The sequence below is a fragment of the Streptomyces sp. NPDC052042 genome (assembly GCF_044548345.1).
Taxonomy (GTDB): domain Bacteria; phylum Actinomycetota; class Actinomycetes; order Streptomycetales; family Streptomycetaceae; genus Streptomyces.
Map to the genome: position 1 here is coordinate 35,677 of NZ_JBIUBU010000034.1, position 19,861 is coordinate 55,537.

Below are 19,861 nucleotides of genomic sequence, written 5' to 3' on the forward strand. Positions count from 1 at the left end.
GGTGTACAACGCGGTGTTCTTGTACGGGCGGTCTGGCCGCCGTCTTGAAGTTGGCTGCGTGGAGCGGTTGTTGGCGGGCCGTGCTCTGTTTGTCCCTTGTCGTAGCCCGGGCGGATCAATGGGGTGGTGGTGGCTGGATTCCCTGGTGGGTGCGGCATGGATCACTAGGCTTCTGTTCGTTCATGTCACGAATGAGGGGGGAGTTCTTATGGCGACGACGGGGCCCGAGCGCGGCCCGGCAGGAGTCATCACCACCGTGGCGGGCACGGGGAGGCCGGGATTCAGCGGGGACGGCGGCCCTGCGGTCAAGGCCCAGTTGAATTCCCCGGACGGGGTGGCGGTCAGCCCGCAGGGCGATCTCTACATCGCCGACGGAAACAACGACCGCGTGCGCAAGGTGTCGGCGAGCGACCAGACCATCACCACCGTCGCGGGCAGGGACGAGCAAGGACACGGTGGTGACGGCGGCCCCGCGACCCAGGCGGAACTGTGCGTACCGGACGGCGTGGCGCTGGACGCGCAGGGCAACCTCTACATCGCCGACTCGACCAACCTCACGGTGCGCAAGGTGTCGGCGAGCGACCAGACCATCACCACCGTCTCGGACGGGCTGCGCAGCTACAGCTCATCGGTCCAGCCGCACGCGGTGACGGTGGGGCCGCAGGGGGACATCTACTTCGCCGACTACCGAACCCACCGGGTGCGCAAGCTGTCGGCTGCCGACCGGACCGTCACCACCATCGCGGGCACCGGAGAGTACGGTTACAGCGGTGACGGAGGCCCTGCGGCCAACGCCCAGCTCTGCTCGCCGTACGGCGTGGCGCTGGACGCGCAGGGCAATCTCTACATCGCCGACACGGGCAACCACCGGGTGCGGAGGGTGTCGGCGAGCGACGGCACCATCACCACTGTCGTCGGCACCGGAGAGTGGGGCTTCAGCGGTGACGGCGGTCCCGCGACACAGGCCCGCATCTCCGCGCCGTCCATTTTGGCGCTGGACGGGCAGGGCAACCTCTACATCAGCGACGACTGCCGGGTGCGGAGGGTGTCGGCGAGCGACGGCACCATCACCACCGTCGCCGGCACCGGCAAGCGGGGCTACAGCGGTGACGGAGGCCCCGCGGTCCAGGCGGAACTGGACGGGGTGTACGGGATGGCGCTGGACAAGCAGGGCAGCCTCTACATCTCCGGGCGCGACATCGTGCGGAAGGTGACGTTCACCGCCTCGGAGCCGAAGCCGAAGCCTCCGGCCCCCGTCCCGGCTGTGAAGGCCCGCGCGAACCTCTCGGGGGTGGGTGCCTGCAACGGGCAGAAGGCCGCGGCGGGCTCCGCCTTCGCCAACCGGCTCACGGTCACCGCGCGCGATGCTGACAACGGTTCACCGCTCGCGGGTCTGCATGTGCTGTTCACCGTTTCCGGTGCCACCGGATCCCGTTTCTCCGGCCATGACGAAAGCGTGGAGGTCGTCACCGACGCCCAGGGCACGGCCACCGCCCCCGAGCTCATCGCGGGCCCGACCCCGGGCCCGGTGACCATCGCCGTGGAAGCCCCCTACAACCCCGGCAGCAACCCGGCCAGCTACCAGGCCGAAGTCACCCCCGCCTGACCCAGCAGGCCCCTCACTCCGGACACGGCTCCGCACTCCCTGCCACGCACACAGGGGTGCGGAGCCGCCCGCGTCACCCCCGCGGAAAGAAGCCGTGAAAAAGGGGACCGGGCCGTCAAGCCTCTTCGCGGGCCGCCGGGCCCGCATGTCCTTCTCGGCCTGGAGGCGCGCGAGAACTTCTCCACCCTGGTCCTGGGGCGGGTCACCACCCGCGCCTGGGACCGGCTGGTCCCGTACCTCGACACCGTCCCGAAGGGCACCACGCACCCCGGCCGCGTCCACGTCGTCCAGGGCCTCACCGCCCACCCGACTCAGGTACTGCTCATGACCGACGCCGAAGCCGTCGCCTGGGTCACCGCCACGGCGGACGAAGAGAACTGACCGACGAGAACACACCACGGCCCCCGGGGGGTCAGCCATGACATCCCCGGGGCCCGGCTCCGGGGCGCACCGTCCAACGACGCCGCGGCCCCGCCATCACGCGGTGGCCGGCTGCGGTACCTCGAGCACCCCGGCGATCTTCCGGGCCAGCTCTGCGACGTGAGGCGGCAGGTAGCCGCCCAGTGCATCGACGTCATCACACAGCCGGGCCCGCAGCCCGTGCAGACACGCCTCGGTGAACAGCCGCTGCTCGTCAGGCTCGGACATCAGCCCGCCTTCCGCGTACCCCTGGCCCATCGAGAACCGCAACTGCGCGCCCTTGTCGCCCTCGGGGGGAAGCGGCGTGCCGAGCATCCCGGCGACTTCGTGCCGGTCCGACTTCCGGGAGCCGGCCGCCCGGCTGCGCTGCTGTCGGGTCTGGAGGTAGGACGACAGCGTGTCCATCGAGATGTCGGTGTGCTCCCGGCAGTACGCGGCGATCAGCATGGACGCCATGTCCATCGTGTCGGAGGCGTCCGTGGCACGGATCAGCGTCATCCGCTTCCAGTCGCGTGCGATATCCGGCTCGGTGTAGCGCAGCACCTCCTGGCAGTTCATGACTACTTCGGAGACGAGCTGGTGAACCGCTCGCCGCAGCGGTTCGGGCATCTGAGTGGGTTCCATGGCCGCACGCTAAAGCGGGCACGACTCCAGAAACCGGAACCACAGCACCCTGCTCCCTCGGACGGGCTAGGCTCGCCCCGGCCCGTACCGGAATGGGGTGTGCGGGCAAGGCCCCGGTCCCCGTGACGGGACGCAGTACGGCCGGGGCCGCCCCAGGGCTTCGGCGTAGTTCGATGTCGTCCGTTTTGATCATGTGAGGCCGAGGAGGGTGAGGGGCCTGGTTTGGTCCCGGGCTGTCCGTCGGAGTCCGGAGGCGATGTTGCGGACGCCGGCCAGGCGAAAAGCTCCGATCGCAAGGTTCCTGCAGGTGGCCATTGCTCGGGGTGCGTTCCCGGTCTCGCCGACCTCATTCTCGAAGACACCGAACGCCGCCTCACCGCTCCACTGCGCGGTACTGTCCGGTGCGTCCAGGGCCGGGCCCTCCTCGTCCGCACTCTGTACGAGCGCCTGGACCGCCTCACCGAAGCAACAACCGGCCGTGAGGGGCGACGGCCTCGCCGAACGAACCAGGTGAAGGCCAACCTCAGTAGCAGAGCGCCCAGTTGAGCTCGTCGCTGACGGCGGCCCGCGTCTTTGGGGTGTGCGCGGACTCTGCTGCGCGATTTGGCTGGGTGTCGGTTCCGGCTTCACCGGCGCGTGAGCACGCGGAACTCGTTGCCGTCGGGGTCGGCCAGCAGCACCGCGTCGTCTCCGCCGCGGGCGGAGTCGAGACGCTTCGCCCCGAGGGAGAGCAGGCGCTCGACCTCCGTTTGCTGATCGTCGTCCGGTGCGAGGTCCAAGTGCAGGTCCTTGCCGGGGTCCGGCATTAGTGGTGGACCGCCCCACGTGATCTTCGTACCGCCGTTCGGTGACTGGATGGCGGTCTCCTCGTCCTGGTCCCAGACCAGCGGCCAGCCCAGCGCCTCGCTCCAGAAGTAGCCCACGGCCTGCGAACCATCGCAGGCGAGCGCTCCGATGAAGCCGCAGCCGGCGAGGAAGTTGTTGCCCGGCTCGAGGACACAGAACTCGTTGCCCTCGGGGTCGGCGAGCACCACATGGGACGCGTCCGGTCCCTGGCCGACGTCGGCATGCTGCGCCCCGAGGTCGAGCGCCCTGGCCACGGTCTCCTGCTGGTCCTCCAGGGAGGAGCTGGTCAGGTCGAAGTGCATCCGGTTCTGGGCGATTTTCTGCGCCTGGGAGGGACGGAAGCCGAGGCGGTAACCGGCGTCGTTCCCGGACAGCAGGGCGACACCGTCGTAAGAATCGTCGGCTCTCTCCAAGCCCAGGACGTGGGACCAGAAATGCGCTAGGCGCTCGGGCTGGTGCGCGTCGAAGGAGATTGCGAAGAGTCGGCTGCTCATTGCGCCACGCATCCTCGGTCCGTTGAGTGCCCACTGTCGGCAGGGCGCCATGTCAGCGCCTCGAACGAGGATCCTATGGGCGGGCCGGCCTTCCGCGGCCCCGGAGCCGGAGCTACACCCTTCGGGGTTCGGGCTGTGAGTTGGTGACTGAGGCGGGTGAGTCTGCTGGTCCGGGGCGTGAAGGACGGTTGGCGGGGGTTCCAGTGGGCGTCGAGGCGGATGACGTTGACAGCGGTGGCGGAGAAGGCATGTTGGAGGCGGACCTTGGACAGGCCGCGGTAGCGGGCCGGCGGAGGCCGGTGACGTCGAGGGCCTGGTTGATGGTGCCCTCGATCCCGGCGCGGAGGGCGTACTTGGTCTTCCAGGTCTTGCTGGCCTGCTCGGCCCGGGCACCGGTCAGGGTCTCGTGGAGTTCCCTGGGGCGGAGGCTGAGGATGCGGGTTCCTCGCGCCGAGGTGGTGCACTTGTCCTGGGCAGGGCAGGCGTGGCAGTCGGCCCGGGCGAACTGGACGACGATGGCGTCGCGGCCGTGCTGCCGAGCGGGGAACCAGCCGGTGCTGGTGCGGCCCTGCGGGCAGCGGACCTGGCGGGCCTTCCAGTCGATGCGGAAGGCGCTCTTCTGGAACCCGGCGTCGGCCTTGGCCTGCGGTGAGTGGTCGCGGAGGGCCAGGGTGACCATGGTGATGCCCCGGGCGGCGGCGTCATGGATGAGGTCGGCGGACGGGTAGCCGGCGTCGAGGTAGTGCTCACCGGGGGTGAGGCCGCGGTCGGCCCGAGCAACCGCCACGGTCTGTGCCGGGATCTCCGGCAGGCCCTTCGGCTGCAACGACATGTGCTCCACCCCCTGCGGCCCACGACGCGACCAGGGCCACAGAGGCGATCATGCCGCACCCGCGACGCTCACCCAGCCGAATTGCGCAGCAGAGTCACCGTTGCAGTACTAGTGCCGGGGCCGGGGTCACCGCGTAGGCGTCGCCTTCGGCGCCGGGCGGACGGGGACGTACTTCTGGGTGTCGAATTCGATGACCACCGGCCGCGGTTCGGAGGCCACGTCGGCCTGCACCCGGTACATGGTGCCGTCCTCGCCGACCCAGTAGCGCACGCTGTCCGCCGTACCCGCCTTGCCGCGGGCGCCCGGGCCGGTCATGACGTCCGTCCGCCGGCCGCGCGCCTGGCCGGACCCGACCCACGCGGCACCGTTCTGCGGCAGCAGCTGGGCGTTGTCCGGGCGGTCGCTGCCCAGGCCGAGGGCGATGGCCAGCGAACTGTCCAGGGTGTTGCCGGCCGTCCGCAGCGGACGGTCGTACCAGCCGGTCGCGGGCGGCGACGCCGGCGCGGTCGCCGGGGCGTTCGCCAGAGGGTGGAACCGGACGGTGGCGGCCGTCCACTCGATCAGGCCGTCGCCGGACGCGTCGCGTCCGGTTCCGCGCACCACCCCGTACCCCCTCTTCGCGCGGTAGTCGACGGATCCGGTGACGACCAGCCCGCCGGCCGCGCCCGGCACGGTGATCGTCACCGCGCGGCCTTCCGCTTCGTAGTTACGGAACCGCGCGACCGCCAGCCGGTTGGCCTCGTCCGAGGTCAGCGCACGACGGACGGCGGGCTCGCCGCCGCCGACGAGGGCCAACGTGAGGGCCGCGGCAGCCGCGACGCCGATGCCGGCGGCCGCCATCCAGCGCGCCCGGGGCCACTTCCTGCCGCGCCGGTCCGCCGCGCCCCGCGGGAGACCTCGCCTGATTCTGATGCTCCGCACGCGGCGGGATGCTAACAGTCCCCCGGCGGGCCCAACCCGTAAATTCCGCTTTCCGACCTGATCACGCGTCAAGTTATGGGATATTGCGGTCGGTTGCTGTGTCCGTAGGGACATAGGACGACAAAGAGGAGTGCCCGTACATGGCGATTCCAAGACTGGCACGCGTGGGGCTGTCCGGTCTGTTACTGATCGGTGGGGCCACCGGCACCATCGCGACAGGCGCCGGGCAGGCCGGCGCCGCCACCTCCGACGGCACACTGACGGTCCAGGTGCTGCGGGACTTCTTCGGCACCGGCGTGATCAACACGACCATGGACGTGCCGCAGCGGGGCATGAAGGTCGACGTCTTTGACCCGGCCGGCCATCACGTCACCGGCACCACGGACGCCACCGGCAAGGTCGTGGTGCCCCCGTCGGCCGAACTGACCGGTGGCCGGTACCGCGTCGACGTCAGCGTCCCGGCGCCGTACGACCGCTATCTGCGGGCGGCGCCCGCCTCCACCGAGGAGAACCACTTCGACAGCTTCACGTCGTTCGTGGACGTCTCCGAGGGCAAGGACGACTCGGTGATCACCGGGGTCTGGGACGCGGCCGACTACGCGTTGCCGGACACCCGTTACTTCGTACCGGTGCAGACCGGTCCCGGCGCGAGCGACACCCGGGCGCTGGTGGCGTTCGGGACGGACGCCCGCGGCACCTGTCCCGCAGACAAGGCCTGCCCGACCGTGCTCGCCACGCAGGAGCAGGTGGGGACGACCACGGGCCTGGCCTATGACAAGTACCGCAAGCGGCTGTTCCAGGCCGCGTTCGCCCGGCGGTTCGCCGCGTACGGGCCGGAGGGCGGCAACGCGATCTACGCCGTGCCGGCCGACGGCGGCGGCGCCCCGACGCTGTTCGCGAAGGTGCCGGGCGCCACGGCGACGGCGCACGACAGCGCCAACATGCTCAAGGACGCCGGGTTCACCGACGCGCCGGGCAAGGAGAGCATCGGCGGCCTGGCCCTGTCGGAGGACGGCTCGACGCTGTACGCGGTGAATATGCTCACCCGCAGCCTGGTCAGCTTCGACGCCACCGGGGCGCGCGCCTCGGCGCCGAAGGCCACGGTGCCGATCCCCGACCCGGGCTGCGCCTCGGCCGGCGACTGGCGGCCGACCGGTCTGGCCGTCCGCGACAACACCCTGTACGTCGGCGGCGTGTGCAGCGCGGAGAGCACGCAGAAGCGCGCGGACCTGAAGGCCGTCGTCTCCACGTACGACGGCAAGCAGTTCACCCCCGTGCTGAACCATCCGCTGACCGCCGAGCGCGGGGACGTGTACGTCGGCTTCCCGAACCACGAGGCGTCCCGCTTCTGGAACCCGTGGGACACCCGCCTGGAGACCTGGGACAGCCGCGTGGTGGGCACCACGATGGTCGGTCCGCAGCCGGAGCTGGCCAGTATGGCCTTCGCCCGCGACGGTTCGATGATCCTCGGCTTCCGCGACCGGCTCATGGACGTCGCCGGCGGGCTCGACCCGAGGCCCGACAAGAACACCCCGCAGGGCGGCATGGCCGGCGGTGACATCACCATGGCCTGCGCCAAGCCCACCGGCGGGTACGCCTGGGAGGGCACCGAGGACTGCCCGAACCACGCGACTCCCGCCAACGACGGCATGGAGGCGGAAGGCGTCGTCGAGTACTTCCCCGGCGACTTCTTCTCCGGCGCGGCCACCCCGGCCCCGAACCAGCGCGGACTGCACCAGGAGACCTCGCTCGGCTCGGTCGCCTACATCCCGCAGCAGCAGTGGGTCATCAGCACCCAGATGGACCCGACCGTCCACGTCAGCACCGCCGGTGCCGGCTTCTACGACGTCACCACCGGGGCCGGCCCGGGCAACAACCCGAACGGCAACGCGTACCAGTTCGTCGACGGAAACGGGTTCGGCAAGGCCGGCGGCCTCGGCGACATCGCGTACGCCGCGGCGAACGCGCCGATCCAGATCGGCAACGTGGTCTGGTTCGACGGTGACCACAACGGCATCCAGGACCCCGGGCACGTCCTGCTGCCGGGCGCCACGATCGACCTGCTGGACGCCGACGGCAAGCAGGTCGCCACGACCAAGACCGACGCCGCGGGCGAGTACTACTTCGGCGGAGTCGGCGCGGCATACGAGCTCACGCCGGGTGCCGACTACACCGTGCGGTTCAACGTGTGCACGGCGGACACCAGCCAGGTGCCCGGCCAGCCGGCGGCCACCGATCTGCGCTTCACGCTCCCGCGGGCCGGTGACGACCGGGCGCACGACTCCAACGTGACGCCGCCGACCACCGGGCAGCTGTGCAACGGATCCGTGCCGGTCACGGCGCCCGCGAAGGCGGGAGAGGTCGACCACACGATCGACGCCGGCGTGTACATCCCCGAGAAGACCCCGCCGACGCCCACCCCAACCCCGACGGCCTCGGCGCCGCCGACCAGCACCCCGCCGACGCCGGCACCGTCGGCGCCGCCGGCCTCCACGGCGCCCGCCGGCCCGGTCCCGAACGGCGGCGGCTCGGGCTCCCTCGCCCACACGGGCACGTCCCGTACGGGCCTGTACCTCGCCCTCACCACCCTGCTGGTCGGGGCGGGCGCGGCCGTCGTCCTCGTGACCCGCAGGCGCCGATCCAGGCTCCACTGACCACCCACGATTCCTAATCTTCTTGTCAAACCGTTCTGGCTGGGGCGCTGGCCGTCAGTCGGCCGCCGGCTCAACGGTCGCTGCGACTGAGCGACGGCGGAGCCCAGCGGCCACAAGCTCCATTTCGACCAGCGTGCCCACCAGACCGGTCGTCTTCAGCTCGTCGGCCACTGACGGATAGCTGCGGACAGCCGCGGACATCACTGCGACGGGCCGGTGCGACGCACCGGCCCGTCGTCATGACCGCCGCTCGGTGACTCGGTGACTCCGTGACTCGGTGCGGCGGAGTACCTCTCCTCACGCGCGTACGCCCTCCTGACCGAAAACGGGTCATCGCCTCGAGATCTCAGCCTGGCCGTTACTCGTCTGTCGCGCGGGGAGTTCTTGCGGTGCGGTGGATCGCGTACGGACGGGTCGGCTCGGGTCGGGTTCTCTGGAGGTACGGCACGGTGACGGACGACGACATGCGGCAGGCTGTGCCCGCCATGGGGCCCATGGTGGAGCAGACGTACGGTCCGGTCGATCTGAGCCGGGAGCCGATCTTCGCCGGGGGATTCATCAACTTCGGGTACTGGCGGGACATCGACCTGGACCGTCCGGTCGGCGAGCCCGAGCGGGTCCGCAGCCAGGAGGATCTCTACCGGCACGTCCTCGACTCCCTGGCCGCGGCCGAGCTGCCGGAACACCCGAGGATCCTCGACGTGGGCTGCGGCCTGGGCATGGGGTGCGCGGTCGCCCTGCGCGAGTACGGGCCCGCGGCGGTCACCGGCATGGACATCCACCCGGACCAACTGGAGCGGGCGCGCGATGCCCAGGCCGGTCTGCTCGCGACGGACGGGGAGCGGCCGCGGTTCGTCCGGAGGGCGGCGGAACGCATGCCCATGGCGGACGGCGAGTTCGACGCGCTCATCAGCGTCGAGGCCGCTCAGCACTTCCCGGACCTGGAGGCCTTCGCGGCAGAGGCGGCGCGGGTGCTGCGGCCGGGCCCACGAGCGGGCCGTCGCCACGGCGGTGCGCTGGCTGGAGGATGAGGTTGCCGAGACGCGGTGGGCGTCAGGCCGCGGCCGTGCGAAGACGCCCGCGCTCGTGGTCGCCGCCTTCCGGCACATCGACAACCGCGACGGACTGCCGCTCCTGCACGAGCACTGCCTGATCCTCAACCGCGTCCAGCGCCTGGGCGCCGACGGTGAACCGGTGTGGGGCGCTCTGGACACCTACCGCCTCTACCAGAACGTGGTGGCCGCCGGGACGCTCTACACCCTGGCGATGACGACCGAGGTGTGCGAGACCCTGGGGCTGGCGACCGTGCCGCGCGAGGTCACGCCGGGCCTGCGTCCGGTCATGGAGATCGCCGGAGTGCCCGAGGACCTCATCAACTGGTCGGCGTCCCGCCGCCAGCGCATCGAGGACGCCCTGGAGGTGCTCACCGACCAGTACGTGAAGGACCACGGGCACCTGCCCTCAGAGCGCGGCCGTCACGGACTGGGCTGGTGGGCGGCGCAGGGGACCCGGCCCGCGAAGAAGAAGCCGAAGCCGCTCGCGCAGCTGCTCGCGTGGTGGCGCGCCTCCGCGATCCTCCGCTTCGGCCAGCAGCTCATCGATAGCCTCCTGGACAGGTGCCGGGCCGCGGGGGCGGCGATCCGGGCGCGGGTGGATCCCACCGTGGACGTGGCGCTCGCCGCCGTCGACGTCGCCGCGGTCGTCTTCACCGTGCGAGAGAAGTTCTCCCGGCGCCACATCCTGGCCGAAGCGCGCCGATACCTGCTGGAGACGCTGCGCGGCCGCGAGTTCACCCGCGGTCTGGACGACTATCGCCCACCGGGCCCTGCTCCGGTACTCCCGCCGTCACACGGTCACGAAGCCCGGCCGGGAAGCGCCGGCGGCGGACCGGATGACCTACACCGCCGACTTCCCGGTGCCCAACCGGTGGTGGATCGCCCCCGCCGAAGGCACGCCGCCGCAGGAGTCCAGCCGCTACGAGCGGGCCCGGGCCGCGAGCCTCGCCGTGCAGAACGCGATCCGCGACGCCCGCATCCGAGCCGACACCGCCACCGCCACCGAGGCGACGACTTCGGCCTCCTCCGCACCCGCCGATCACCGCGACCTCGAGGGCGAGACGGCGTCCGCTCCCCACGCCGTCGACCACCCCGGCCGGGACGCCGCCCTGACCCCGGCGCAGCGGGCCGCCGCCGTCCAGGCCCACCAGCAGGCCGCGAAGCCCGAGCAGCCGGCTGACGCGGTCAAGCCCACCGGCCAGCAGCACCACGCGAACCGTCCCGACCAGGGCAGGGGAGCAGGCCGCAACCAGTGAGGGACGGCAACCGGCCAGCGGGTGGCCGATTGGCGACTTCACCCGCGAGTCCCGGTGGGCCGGACTGAGAATCGGGGCGTTGGCACCCGGCACGGGAGGAACCCTTGACCGACCTGCACGAACCGCTGGACCCGCTGGAGAGCTACCCCGACGAACTGCCCCCGCCCCGCCAGCGCGGCGATGTGAACGTGGCGGGCCTGCTCAGCATGGCTGACGACCTCGCCAAGACCGTGTCGGCGCTTGTCATTCGGGCGAGGTCTTCGGGCTCGGACGTCCAGATCATGCCCAGGGAGATGATCCAGAAGAATCTGGAGAAGCACGCTGAGGAAGTCCTGGGGAAGGTCGTCTACCTCCAGCGCCACGCCCACGCCGCGCTGCTCGGACGGTGCGTGCTTGGCGCGGACTCCAAGGAGGACTGTTCCACCGAGGGCGCCAACCTCCAGCTCAACGTCTGGGATGAGCGCACCCGCCGGGACATCGTGGAAGACGGCACCACCGGCTGCGTCACCCACACCATCGAAGCCGCCCGCCGGTCTATGGCCGACCCCGGCAGCCGCAAGATCGTGCTCGCCTTCGTCCGCGACGCCGAAGGACTCGCCGTCTGCCGCGCCCTCGGACTCGGACCGGACGATGCCGAGCAGTTCTTGTACGGCGGCCTCACCCTGCGCCCCGAGCACCGCGTCGGCTGACCCTCCCGTCTCCCGCGGCCACACCCCGGCCGCCCGTCCCCGCATTGGAGCGCCACGTTGCCCTACGAGGCCCGCGATCTGAACCTGACCGATCCGACGAAGGGCTACCTGAACTTCGTCCTCTACACCGAGCCCCAGCGCGGCGCCGCCACGTCGTCGCTGAACGCAGTGCTGGACATCGAGGCGCAGCAGACCGTGACACCGCACTTCCAGGAGTGGCTGGGCAGGCTGGTGCGGTGCGAACCGAACGCGATGCACTGCACCCTCGTGGGGTCGAAGGACATCCCGGCCCTGTTCCACCCGTGCGTCACGGAGGACCCCAGCAGCCCGTCGGCGATCAGCGGCTCGGGCTGCATGTGCCGCCGGACCTTCTACGACCCCGAGTACGGGCTGCCCGTCGTCGGCAAGCACTTCAAGCACGCGGGCGCAGGCGGCGCGGACCAGTGGAGCTACACGACGTACGCGCCGCTCGAACTGCGCCCGGACGACGTCTTCAGCCGCTTCCACACCGGTCGCGGTCTGTTCTGGGCCCGGACGGACAAGGGCGTTCTGCCGTTCCTTCCGCAGAGGAACGCCCTGGGCTACGAGATCGGGTACAACGGCGGCGGCCCGCACGCCCTGGCCGCCTACCTCACCCAGGTCGCCGCCACCGGCGGGCAGCACACGACCGTCGGCGCCCAGTACGAGGATGCGCACCCGGCGATCGTCGCCTGGACGCAGAGCAAGGCGGCGGACCGTGGCACGAACGAGCTGTCGCTCAGCGACCTCAAGGCCATGATGCAGAGCTGACCGCCGCCACATCCAGACGCCCCACGGACCAGCCGTCCGTGGGGCGTCCGCGCGTCCGCCGGTACGCCGGACCGGCCGCGCTCCGCCTCGCGGGACACACGGCGAAGTCGCCGGCGCACCTGCCGGGACGCGGTCAGCACGCACGTCCTGGAGGTGACGGTCAGGGGCGAGGGTGCAAGACCACACCCGACTACGGAGGCCCGCATGGTTGAACCGGTCCGCTTGTCCCTCTCGCCGGAGCAGCGTGAGCGCCTGGAGCAGCTCGCTGACGCGGCCCGGCTGCGCGTCGCGGAGCTGTGCCCGTCACCGAAGCCGCCACCCCTCCGGCGCCGCTCCCGCTCACCATCCGGTGCGCTCCACCCGGTGGGGGGAGTGCGGAACATCCCGGCATCCGGTGCGCTCGGTGCGGTGCATCACCGGCGCACCTTCCCGGCCCCCGTCCCGTGATGTGCCGGTCCTTGAGCGGGGAGAGCCGCGCGACGTCCTCATCCTTGATGTCGTGGCCCTCGGCGCGGAGTTGGGCGACGGCGGCGTCGAGGTAGCGGGTGTTCCACAGGACGACGGCGTTGAGGACCAGGCCGAGGGCGGCGAGCTGGTCCTCCTGGCCCTCGCGGTACGCCTGGCGGATCTGGCCCCGGCCGCCGTGGCAGATCGCGCGGGCCAGGCGGTGGCGGGACTCCTGCACGGTGAGCTGCCGGTTCATCAGTCGCCGGTAGGTGTCGTCGACCGGGTCGACCATGGCGAGCAGGTGCATGGTCTTGTCGATCCGGCCGTACTCGGCGAACGCGGCGCCGAGCGGGGTGGGGTGGCCCTCGCGGCCGAACATGCGGAGCAGGTCGTACGCGCGGACCTGGTTGGTGATGAGCGATCCGGCGACGCGGAGCATGTCTGGCCAGTGGGCGGCGATCTTCTTCAGGTTGACCTTGTTGCAGGCGACCGCGTCCAGCGGTCCGTACCCCGACGGCTCGTCGCCGTCGGGCAGGTCGGCTCGCCAGAAGCGTTGGTCGTTCAGGTCGCGGAAGCGCGGGGCGAAGCGGAAGCCGAGCATCTTGTAGAGGCCGAAGGCCATGTCGGAGTAGGAGTCGTTGTCGGTGGCGATCATCTCCGGCTATTAGAGGAGCGGGAAGTCGCGGAAACCACGCGGCCCCGCAGATAAAACCCCAGGTCAGTCAGACTGCTCCCCGTACGCACGGGGATGGCCCCGCGGGCGTCGATGCTGTGGGCCGCGCCGACATCCGATCCCTCTCAATGACCGACTGTCCCGCCCAGGGAGACTCGGCGGCGGTGTGAGAGCCACCGGGATTCGTTTTCTGTGGACAGGGTGGGTACGTCTCCGGTGGTATGGGCTAGTCGGGTGGTCGTGTCGAGGGGGAGTGTCCGTGGAACCGGTAGCAGCAGAACTTCTCATGGCTCTGGCGAGTGGGACCGCCGGAGCCGCGGGGCAGAGCCTGTGGGAACGGCTCCGTGCACTTGTACGGGGAGAGGCCGCGGAGGCCGTTGGTGAAGGGGAGCTGGTCGCCTTCGACGAGGACACCGGTAACGGCGCCCGCGCCCGTGAACTGGCCGACGCCCTCGTGCTGCGGGCGGACCAGGATCCCGCCTTCGCGCAGGCGCTGACGCTCTGGCGCCGGGAGGCGGAGCGGGTTCACGGCGGCGACGGCCGAGGCGGCGGGGACACGCACCAGGAGATATCCGGCGGCACTCAGCACAACGTCGTCTTCACCCGGGACGTCCACGGACCGATCAACCTGAGCTGAGGTGTGCCGCGGTGAAGTATGAGGGCGCCGAGGGCCCTCACCAGGAGATCACGGGCGGCACTCAGCGCAACGTCGTCTTCGCACGCGACATCCAGACCGTGGAGATCCACGGGGAGTACGAGATCCATTCCGCTGCTGGTGACGGACGCGGTGCCCCGCGATACCGCAGCCTCGACCAGGCCGGCCGCCTCGCCGTCGGTCTCGTCGGGGCACTGCTCCTCCTCACCCGCCCCGCACTGCCCCTGCCGGAACGGATCGGCCTCGGGCCGGTCGCCTGCGGGTGGCTCCTGGTCGTGGGTGCGATCGCGCTTGAGGCGGGCACGAGGGCGAGGCGGGTGGCGGCCAGGCGCCGGCGCGCGGCCTGGCGTTCCGAGAAGTCCCTCGCCCGCACGGCCGAGGCCCTCGCGGAGAGCCTCGCCTCCCGCTACGACCAGGACGAGCGCCTGGCGAGGATCAATGATCCGCATCCGCTTGCGGTGAGCTGGACAACCGAGCCGGGAGGCACGCCGGCCGACGGGGACGGCCTCGTTCGCCAAGCCGAAGGCGACGACCCGCCTCGCGGTGCCGGACCCACCGACGGGGAGGCGGCCATCGTGGGCCTCTTCACCTCCACGCCCTCCAGGCGCCTGGTCGTCCTCGGTGGCGCTGGAGCCGGCAAGTCCGTCCTCGTCCTGCGCCTCGCCCACGCACTCCTGCGCGAGCGCACCCGCGGCTCCGGGGTGCCCGTACCCGCCGTCGTGTCGCTGGCATCCTGGGACCCCGGACACGGTCTGCTGGGGTGGCTGGCCGAGCGTCTCGTGGAAGAGCACCCGAACGCGTTCGCGCCGATCGCGGGCGCCCCGCCGGCCGACGTCGCCTTCCATCTGCTGCTGACCCGCAGGGTCCTGCCGGTACTCGACGGGTTCGACGAACTCCCCGAGCACCGGCGTGCCGAGGCCCTCCGCCAGATCACCGCGACGATGCGCGGGCGCCGCCCGTTCGTGCTGACGAGCCGCGAGCCGGAATACCGCGAACACGCCCCGGAAGAAGGCCTGTTCGAGCGTACGGAGATCCGCCTCAGCCCGCTGAACGACGAAGCCGTACGGTCGTACCTCGCTCCGGCCCGGACCCGGAACGGATGGACACCCGTACTCGACCGGCTCGACGAGCGTGCCGGCCCCGCGGATGCCCCACCGGAAGTGCGGTGGCTGCGCGAGGTGCTCAGCGTGCCGCTGATGGTGGGCCTCGCCCGGGTCGCGTACGCGCACAGGGACTCCGACCCCCAGGAGTTGCTGGAGCCGGGGAGGTTCGACGACAGACAGGACATCGAACGGCATCTGTACGACGCGTTCCTCGACGTCGTCTACAGCGCCTCGCACGACATACAGGCCGCGCGCGGCGGATGGGCGCCGGAGCGGGCGCGCGCGTGGGCGGGGTTCCTGGCCGCCCGCATGAAGGAGACGAACGAGCAAGACTTCGCCTGGTGGCGGCTGGACGAGACGGTGCCGCGGGCCGTGCGGGTGCTCGCGCTGGCGCCGGCGTGCGCCCTGGGCGCCGTGCTCGTCGCGGGGACCGACTTCGGGCCGCCTTTGTGGCATCGCTGGTTGCCCCTGGGGATACCGGGCGCCTTCGTCCTGCTGTGCGGGCTGGTGCTCACGGCCCTCTTGTTCACCAGCCCGGCCGTATGGCAGCTCCCGCCGCGCCGTCCGGCGCGGCCCGGCGGCACCGAGATCCGCGCCGAGATCCGTGCGGCCCGGTGGAAGGCCGGCTTCGCGACGCTCGGCCTGGCGGCCGGCTGGGCCGCCGCACTGACCGCCGACAGCAACGCCCCCCGCTGGGCGATGGGGCTTCCGACCGCGAGCGTCGTGTGGGCGTGCGCGACACGAGCCACCGCCCTCTTCTGGCGCCGGTCCGATCCGGCGAAGTCCGACAGCCCGGCCGGGCTGCTGCGCGCCGACCGGCGCGGTGTCCTGACCCTGGGCTGGTCGGCACCGGTCAGACGGGGGATGGTGGACACGCCGCTGGGCCTGCTCGTGCTGCCGGTCGTCATGCTGGCCGGCTGGCAGCAGTTCGGCGGCGTGGACACCGTCACCGACCGTGACTGGGTCCGCCTCAGCGTCGGGCTGCCGCTCGCCTGGACCCTGTACGCGTTCGGGGCGTCCGCGTGGGGCGGTTTCACGGTGGCACGCCTGTACCTCTGGGGGACGGGCAGGCTGCCCCGGCATCTCATGGCATTTCTGGAGGACGCCCACGCGCGCGGTGTGCTGCGCCAGTCCGGTGGCGTCTACCGCTTCCGGCACATCGAACTGCGCGACAGGCTGGCGCGGGACGCGGACGGCGGCATGTCCGCCCTTACCCGGTCAAGGCCACGACACGCCGTGCTGCGGCGAGTCTCAAGAGCCCTTCTGACGGGGACGGCCGGGCTGGCGGTCGTGGCCGTCTGGTGCGGAGGGTTCTCGGCGACACCGCTGCCGGGCCCGGTCCGTTCGCTGCCCGACGTCTGCGGACTGCTCGCCCGGCAGGACCTCGACCGGCTGATGGAGGATCCCGCGGTCGTCGCCGACGGAGACGGACGCACGTGCCGTGCGGGCGAACAGGCGCCGTTCGCCCGTGACACCCGGATCACCATCGGCGCCAGGCTCGTCACCGGGAAGGGCTACTGGGAGAGTGGCCCGCACAAGGCGCACACGGAGTACGTGAAGATGCGAAGCTACTCGAAGAGCTGGGCGGAGATCGACTGGTTCGGTGGCTTCCACCATGCGCTCTCCGGCCTCGGCGACGAGGCGTACATCTCGGCGAAGCCCAACAGGTACCGGGACACCAGCGAGGTCCAAGCGGCAAACGGGTTCGCGCTGGTCGGCATGCGCACCAGAAACGCGCTCCTGTACGTCTGGTACTACGAGGAGTTCGCCTCTCTCGACCGGGTAGCCGAGGCCGCGCAGATCCTGGCCAGGGAGGCCGCCCGCCGGGCCGGGCTCGCGGGCGGTGCATCCCATACCGAGGGCGCCACGTCTGACACCGCGGGTACGCCGGTCAGCGAGCGGTCCATGGCCAATCTGCCGTCCCGGACGAAGACCCCGGAGAGGGGCAGCCGGTTCGCGTACTACTCCCGTCGCCCGGCGCTGTCGGTGCGAGGCGCGACCTGGCATGGCGACGAACGATCCTATATCTGGTACCTCCGGGAGGCCCCGATCGTCTTCCGCGCCCCGAAGAACCTCGACTGCACACGCGCAAAGGACGTCGACGACCCGGTCACGTACACCTGCACGGCCCACCCCGAGCCGGTGAGGGCCGGCCTTCTCCCAGATATACGGCTCGACGTCCGGTTCCACTTCTGTGGAGAGTCATGCGATCAGAAGGAGACGGACGCGTTCCTGCGCGCGTCCCCCGACCATGCGCGGACCTCATGGACGAAGGTCGACCACTCCACGTACGTCGCGGCGGGGCCCGTCGACGGAGCGGACCGCTACCGGATCGCGATGAAGCAATATTGGGACTGGCGGGACGAAAAGACGAAGACCCTGCATGCCAACCTGCTTTGGGTCCGGGCCGAGGTCCCGCAGGAACACGCGGCGACGGCCCAGAAGATCGTGAACGACCTTTTCACGCAGACCGCCGACTGAGGTGGGACCAACCGCCTGCGGCGAGGCAAAGCCGACGGCAAACCGCCGGCCCGGCCGCGAGCTGTACAAAGCCCGCAACGTCGTCGAGCGCTGTTTCGGCCGTCTCAAGCAGTTCCGCGCGATCGCAACCCGCTTCGACAAGCTTGCCGACCGCTACCGGGCCGGAGTTTACCTGGCCAGCGCCTCCACGGTCGGCGGATCCGAGTACCTGTTCAAGGCGTACAAGGACAATAGGATCCTGAACGGTGACGCCTTCTGGGTCGCCATCTCCTGACACTGAGGAGGAACCTGGTATGCCGGAAGAACGCGGGGTCGCCCGTGTCTGGGTGTATGCCCGTCAGTTCTACGTCGTCGACCCCGAACTGGGCACCGATCAGGCACCGGACATCTCTGACGCGGGCAACGGGCTGATCGCCGTCGCGGAAGACGGGGCCGGCATCCTGACGGGGCTGACCGTCGGACCGGTCGAGGTCACCGTCACCACCCACCAGTCCGAACCACCGCTCGAGGGAAACTGGGACGAGGTGGTGGAGACATCCTTCACCTCCAGCACCGGCTCGGCCCTGGTCACCTCCTGGGAGGACGGCGAGGTGGAGGATCTGCCGGACCTCGCCACCGCCGGACCGGGCAACTACCGCATGCGTGTCCACGCCCGCGGCCGCGACACCGGACGCGCCGAGGACAGCCTCGGCCCGGACGACGACCCGGTCGAGGCATACCTGCTTCAAGCATGGCCTGCCCCGGCGGCCGACGAGCAAGCCATCCGCCAGACCGACCAGGTCGGCACCGAATGGCGTCAACTCTAGGAACCCAAAAGCAGCCGGGCCGCCGCCTGCGAGGCGGCGGCCCGAACTCGCCGAAGAGACCGCACTCGCCACCCCTGGCGAGCTCAACGTGCCCCCGGGGTGGTGGTCTGGACGGCAAAGGCCCGGCTGGAGCAGACCCGGGCCATCGCGGCCGCCAACGAGTCGGCCGGCCGCACGGTGGTGCGCGCCCTGAGAATCCGCGCGCTCGGCATACCGCCGATGACCGAGCCGGCCGACGCACCGGCCCGCAACCGCCTCCCCAGCCGCCGACGTCGCAGCCACCCAGGACAAAATCGGTGCCGTGCTGGCTGGGTCGGAGACGGTCGGGGACCAGTACGCGGAGGCCGGGGCGGGGCGGGGCGGCACGGAACGCTGACCGTGACCCGGATGCGGTGATCGGCCCGCCCCGACCATCGCATGACCGGCTGCCTGTTACGGGGCGACTTCGTACTTCACGACCGTGTCCGAGCAGTTCGTCGCGAGCTTCTCCAGAGCCGACCGCTCCCGGTCATCTGCGGTCAGCTTCCAGCGGAGCTTCGTGGCGGTCCAGTCGGCGAGGTAGGTGCACTTCGCGGACTCGGCCGGCGGCATCCAGTCCGCCGGGTCCTTGTCGCCCTTGGACCGGTTCGTCCTCGCGGTGACCGCGACAAGCGAGCGGTCGGCGCCGAGGTCGTTCGCGTAGCGCATGCGCCGGTCCGCGTCCCACGTGGATGCGCCGGAGTCCCACGCTTCGGCGAGCGGCACGACGTGGTCGATATCGAGCCCCTTCGGGTCGGTGACGGTGACCTCGTCGTAGTACGACAGCCATTCTCCGCCGGTCAGGGCGCACCGGGCGCCCTGCTCAGGTGCCTTGACCGCTTCGGCAAGCAGGACTTCCTGGCGGGTGTTGCAGCCGTCGCGGTCTTCGTCGATCCAGTGGCGGAAGGAGTCGCGCTTGTATCCGGTGCGGTTCTCGTCCGCTGCGGGGATTTCCGCGATCGCGTCGGCGAGCGACAGCCCGTCCGCTGGGGCGCCGGGGGCGGCCGAGGCGCTGGCGCCGGTCGACGGCTCGGCCGCGGCAGCAGGCGCGGACGCCTTCGAGTCAGACTCGATGCTCACGCCGCTGGGATTGCAGGCCGCAAGAGAAGCGGCGACGAGGACCGCGGCGATGGGGGCGAGACGGTAGGCCTTCACGGTGGACGTGCTCCGGGGGTTTGAGGGCTGATACGTCCTCATGGTCCCAGAAAACGAACATGGGTGACAGGTGGTCATTTGTGCCGCTTACGGTCCGTCAGGAATGGTGTTGAGCGGCGGTGTATCGCCGTATGGGCGGAGTTTGACCGTAACGTCGTCCCCGCGCTTCTCGGGGGCGCAGTGTGGGTGGTGCGGGGTGTGTCTCAGGTCCGGGGCCGGTGCTCGTGGCCGGCTGCCACGAGCACCGGGTCAAGGGTCAGGCCGGTCAGGAGGTGCGACGCCGGCGCTTGGTGAGGGCCAGGGCTGCGCCCACGAGCAGCAGGCCGGCGGCCACGAC

The 19,861-nt window shown here is 70.9% G+C and carries 15 protein-coding genes and 3 pseudogenes; 11 read left to right on the forward strand and 7 right to left on the reverse strand.

Annotated elements, in window-relative coordinates; translation table 11 throughout:
* Nucleotides 1–208 precede the first annotated feature (208 nt).
* Complete coding sequence (locus ACIHCL_RS33195; protein ID WP_399867872.1) at nt 209–1,606, forward strand: hypothetical protein; 1,398 nt, start codon at nt 209–211, stop codon at nt 1,604–1,606.
* A gap of 477 nt (nt 1,607–2,083) precedes the next feature.
* Here ACIHCL_RS33195 and ACIHCL_RS33200 read toward each other — a convergent pair whose 3' ends face one another.
* From ACIHCL_RS33200 to ACIHCL_RS33215, 4 genes are all read right to left on the reverse strand, one after another.
* Nucleotides 2,084–2,650 (reverse strand): hypothetical protein, encoded by a 567-nt coding sequence (locus ACIHCL_RS33200; protein ID WP_399867873.1) that lies wholly within the window; start codon nt 2,648–2,650, stop codon nt 2,084–2,086.
* 626 nt (nt 2,651–3,276) lie between these two features.
* Nucleotides 3,277–3,990, reverse strand: a complete 714-nt coding sequence (locus ACIHCL_RS33205) for a VOC family protein (RefSeq protein ID WP_399867875.1) — start codon at nt 3,988–3,990, stop codon at nt 3,277–3,279.
* A gap of 112 nt (nt 3,991–4,102) precedes the next feature.
* Nucleotides 4,103–4,822 (reverse strand): transposase, encoded by a 720-nt coding sequence (locus ACIHCL_RS33210; protein WP_399867877.1) that lies wholly within the window; start codon nt 4,820–4,822, stop codon nt 4,103–4,105.
* Nucleotides 4,823–4,948: 126 nt separating this feature from the next.
* Nucleotides 4,949–5,662, reverse strand: a complete 714-nt coding sequence (locus tag ACIHCL_RS33215) for a hypothetical protein (protein WP_399867891.1) — start codon at nt 5,660–5,662, stop codon at nt 4,949–4,951.
* Between the two features lie 221 nt (nt 5,663–5,883).
* Between ACIHCL_RS33215 and ACIHCL_RS33220 the strand changes: the two genes are divergently transcribed.
* From ACIHCL_RS33220 to mobF, 3 genes and pseudogenes are all read left to right on the forward strand, one after another.
* Nucleotides 5,884–8,397, forward strand: a complete 2,514-nt coding sequence (locus ACIHCL_RS33220; RefSeq protein ID WP_399867879.1) for an SdrD B-like domain-containing protein — start codon at nt 5,884–5,886, stop codon at nt 8,395–8,397.
* Nucleotides 8,398–8,891: 494 nt separating this feature from the next.
* Nucleotides 8,892–9,428, forward strand: coding sequence for a class I SAM-dependent methyltransferase (locus ACIHCL_RS33225; RefSeq protein ID WP_399867893.1), 537 nt, complete (start codon nt 8,892–8,894; stop codon nt 9,426–9,428).
* A pseudogene (mobF, locus tag ACIHCL_RS33230) lies at nt 9,370–9,909 on the forward strand (MobF family relaxase); the annotation flags it as partial. The gene ACIHCL_RS33225 and the pseudogene mobF, both read left to right, overlap by 59 nt.
* Here the strand turns inward: mobF and ACIHCL_RS33235 are convergent.
* Nucleotides 9,873–10,106 carry a hypothetical protein gene (locus ACIHCL_RS33235; protein ID WP_399867896.1) on the reverse strand — a complete coding sequence of 78 codons (234 nt, stop codon included), beginning with the start codon at nt 10,104–10,106 and terminating at the stop codon, nt 9,873–9,875. The pseudogene mobF and the gene ACIHCL_RS33235 sit on opposite strands and share 37 nt — an antisense overlap.
* 182 nt (nt 10,107–10,288) lie before the next feature.
* Between ACIHCL_RS33235 and ACIHCL_RS33240 the strand changes: the two genes are divergently transcribed.
* The 3 genes from ACIHCL_RS33240 to ACIHCL_RS33250 all read left to right on the forward strand — a co-directional run bounded on the left by ACIHCL_RS33240 (nt 10,289) and on the right by ACIHCL_RS33250 (nt 12,186).
* Nucleotides 10,289–10,708 carry a hypothetical protein gene (locus ACIHCL_RS33240; protein WP_399867898.1) on the forward strand — a complete coding sequence of 140 codons (420 nt, stop codon included), beginning with the start codon at nt 10,289–10,291 and terminating at the stop codon, nt 10,706–10,708.
* A 104-nt stretch (nt 10,709–10,812) separates the two neighbouring features.
* A complete protein-coding gene (locus tag ACIHCL_RS33245) occupies nt 10,813–11,397 on the forward strand; it encodes a hypothetical protein (RefSeq protein WP_399867881.1) in 585 nt (194 codons plus the stop codon).
* A 57-nt stretch (nt 11,398–11,454) separates the two neighbouring features.
* On the forward strand, nt 11,455–12,186 hold the full coding sequence (locus ACIHCL_RS33250; protein WP_399867882.1) for a hypothetical protein: 732 nt from the start codon (nt 11,455–11,457) through the stop codon (nt 12,184–12,186).
* Nucleotides 12,187–12,592: 406 nt separating this feature from the next.
* Here ACIHCL_RS33250 and ACIHCL_RS33255 read toward each other — a convergent pair.
* Nucleotides 12,593–13,294: pseudogene (locus tag ACIHCL_RS33255) on the reverse strand (Tn3 family transposase); the annotation flags it as partial.
* 298 nt (nt 13,295–13,592) lie between these two features.
* Here ACIHCL_RS33255 and ACIHCL_RS33260 point away from each other — a divergent pair.
* The 4 genes and pseudogenes from ACIHCL_RS33260 (at nt 13,593) to ACIHCL_RS33275 (ending at nt 18,351) form a co-directional block, all read left to right on the forward strand.
* Complete coding sequence (locus tag ACIHCL_RS33260) at nt 13,593–13,943, forward strand: hypothetical protein (protein ID WP_399867883.1); 351 nt, start codon at nt 13,593–13,595, stop codon at nt 13,941–13,943.
* Nucleotides 13,944–13,954: 11 nt separating this feature from the next.
* The gene (locus tag ACIHCL_RS33265; RefSeq protein ID WP_399867884.1) at nt 13,955–17,545 is read left to right on the forward strand and encodes an NACHT domain-containing protein; all 3,591 of its coding nucleotides are present in this window, start codon (nt 13,955–13,957) and stop codon (nt 17,543–17,545) included.
* Nucleotides 17,546–17,600: 55 nt separating this feature from the next.
* Nucleotides 17,601–17,726: pseudogene (locus tag ACIHCL_RS33270) on the forward strand (IS5/IS1182 family transposase); the annotation flags it as partial.
* A 112-nt stretch (nt 17,727–17,838) separates the two neighbouring features.
* Nucleotides 17,839–18,351: a hypothetical protein gene (locus ACIHCL_RS33275; protein ID WP_399867886.1), complete on the forward strand. Its 513-nt coding sequence runs from the start codon at nt 17,839–17,841 to the stop codon at nt 18,349–18,351.
* Nucleotides 18,352–18,783: 432 nt separating this feature from the next.
* Here the strand turns inward: ACIHCL_RS33275 and ACIHCL_RS33280 are convergent, their stop codons facing one another.
* Nucleotides 18,784–19,524: an HNH endonuclease family protein gene (locus ACIHCL_RS33280; protein WP_399867888.1), complete on the reverse strand. Its 741-nt coding sequence runs from the start codon at nt 19,522–19,524 to the stop codon at nt 18,784–18,786.
* Nucleotides 19,525–19,861 lie beyond the last annotated feature (337 nt).

Bases quoted from the DNA above. Each gene is read 5' to 3' on its own strand.
- ACIHCL_RS33210 (WP_399867877.1), bottom strand. From the start codon at position 4,822: ATGTCGTTGCAGCCGAAGGGCCTGCCGGAGATCCCGGCACAGACCGTG.
- ACIHCL_RS33220 (WP_399867879.1), top strand. From the start codon at position 5,884: ATGGCGATTCCAAGACTGGCACGCGTGGGGCTGTCCGGTCTGTTACTG.
- ACIHCL_RS33195 (WP_399867872.1), top strand. From the start codon at position 209: ATGGCGACGACGGGGCCCGAGCGCGGCCCGGCAGGAGTCATCACCACC.
- ACIHCL_RS33225 (WP_399867893.1), top strand. From the start codon at position 8,892: ATGGTGGAGCAGACGTACGGTCCGGTCGATCTGAGCCGGGAGCCGATC.
- ACIHCL_RS33215 (WP_399867891.1), bottom strand. From the start codon at position 5,662: ATGGCGGCCGCCGGCATCGGCGTCGCGGCTGCCGCGGCCCTCACGTTG.
- ACIHCL_RS33200 (WP_399867873.1), bottom strand. From the start codon at position 2,650: ATGGAACCCACTCAGATGCCCGAACCGCTGCGGCGAGCGGTTCACCAG.
- ACIHCL_RS33205 (WP_399867875.1), bottom strand. From the start codon at position 3,990: ATGAGCAGCCGACTCTTCGCAATCTCCTTCGACGCGCACCAGCCCGAG.
- ACIHCL_RS33240 (WP_399867898.1), top strand. From the start codon at position 10,289: ATGACCTACACCGCCGACTTCCCGGTGCCCAACCGGTGGTGGATCGCC.
- ACIHCL_RS33260 (WP_399867883.1), top strand. From the start codon at position 13,593: ATGGCTCTGGCGAGTGGGACCGCCGGAGCCGCGGGGCAGAGCCTGTGG.
- ACIHCL_RS33275 (WP_399867886.1), top strand. From the start codon at position 17,839: ATGCCGGAAGAACGCGGGGTCGCCCGTGTCTGGGTGTATGCCCGTCAG.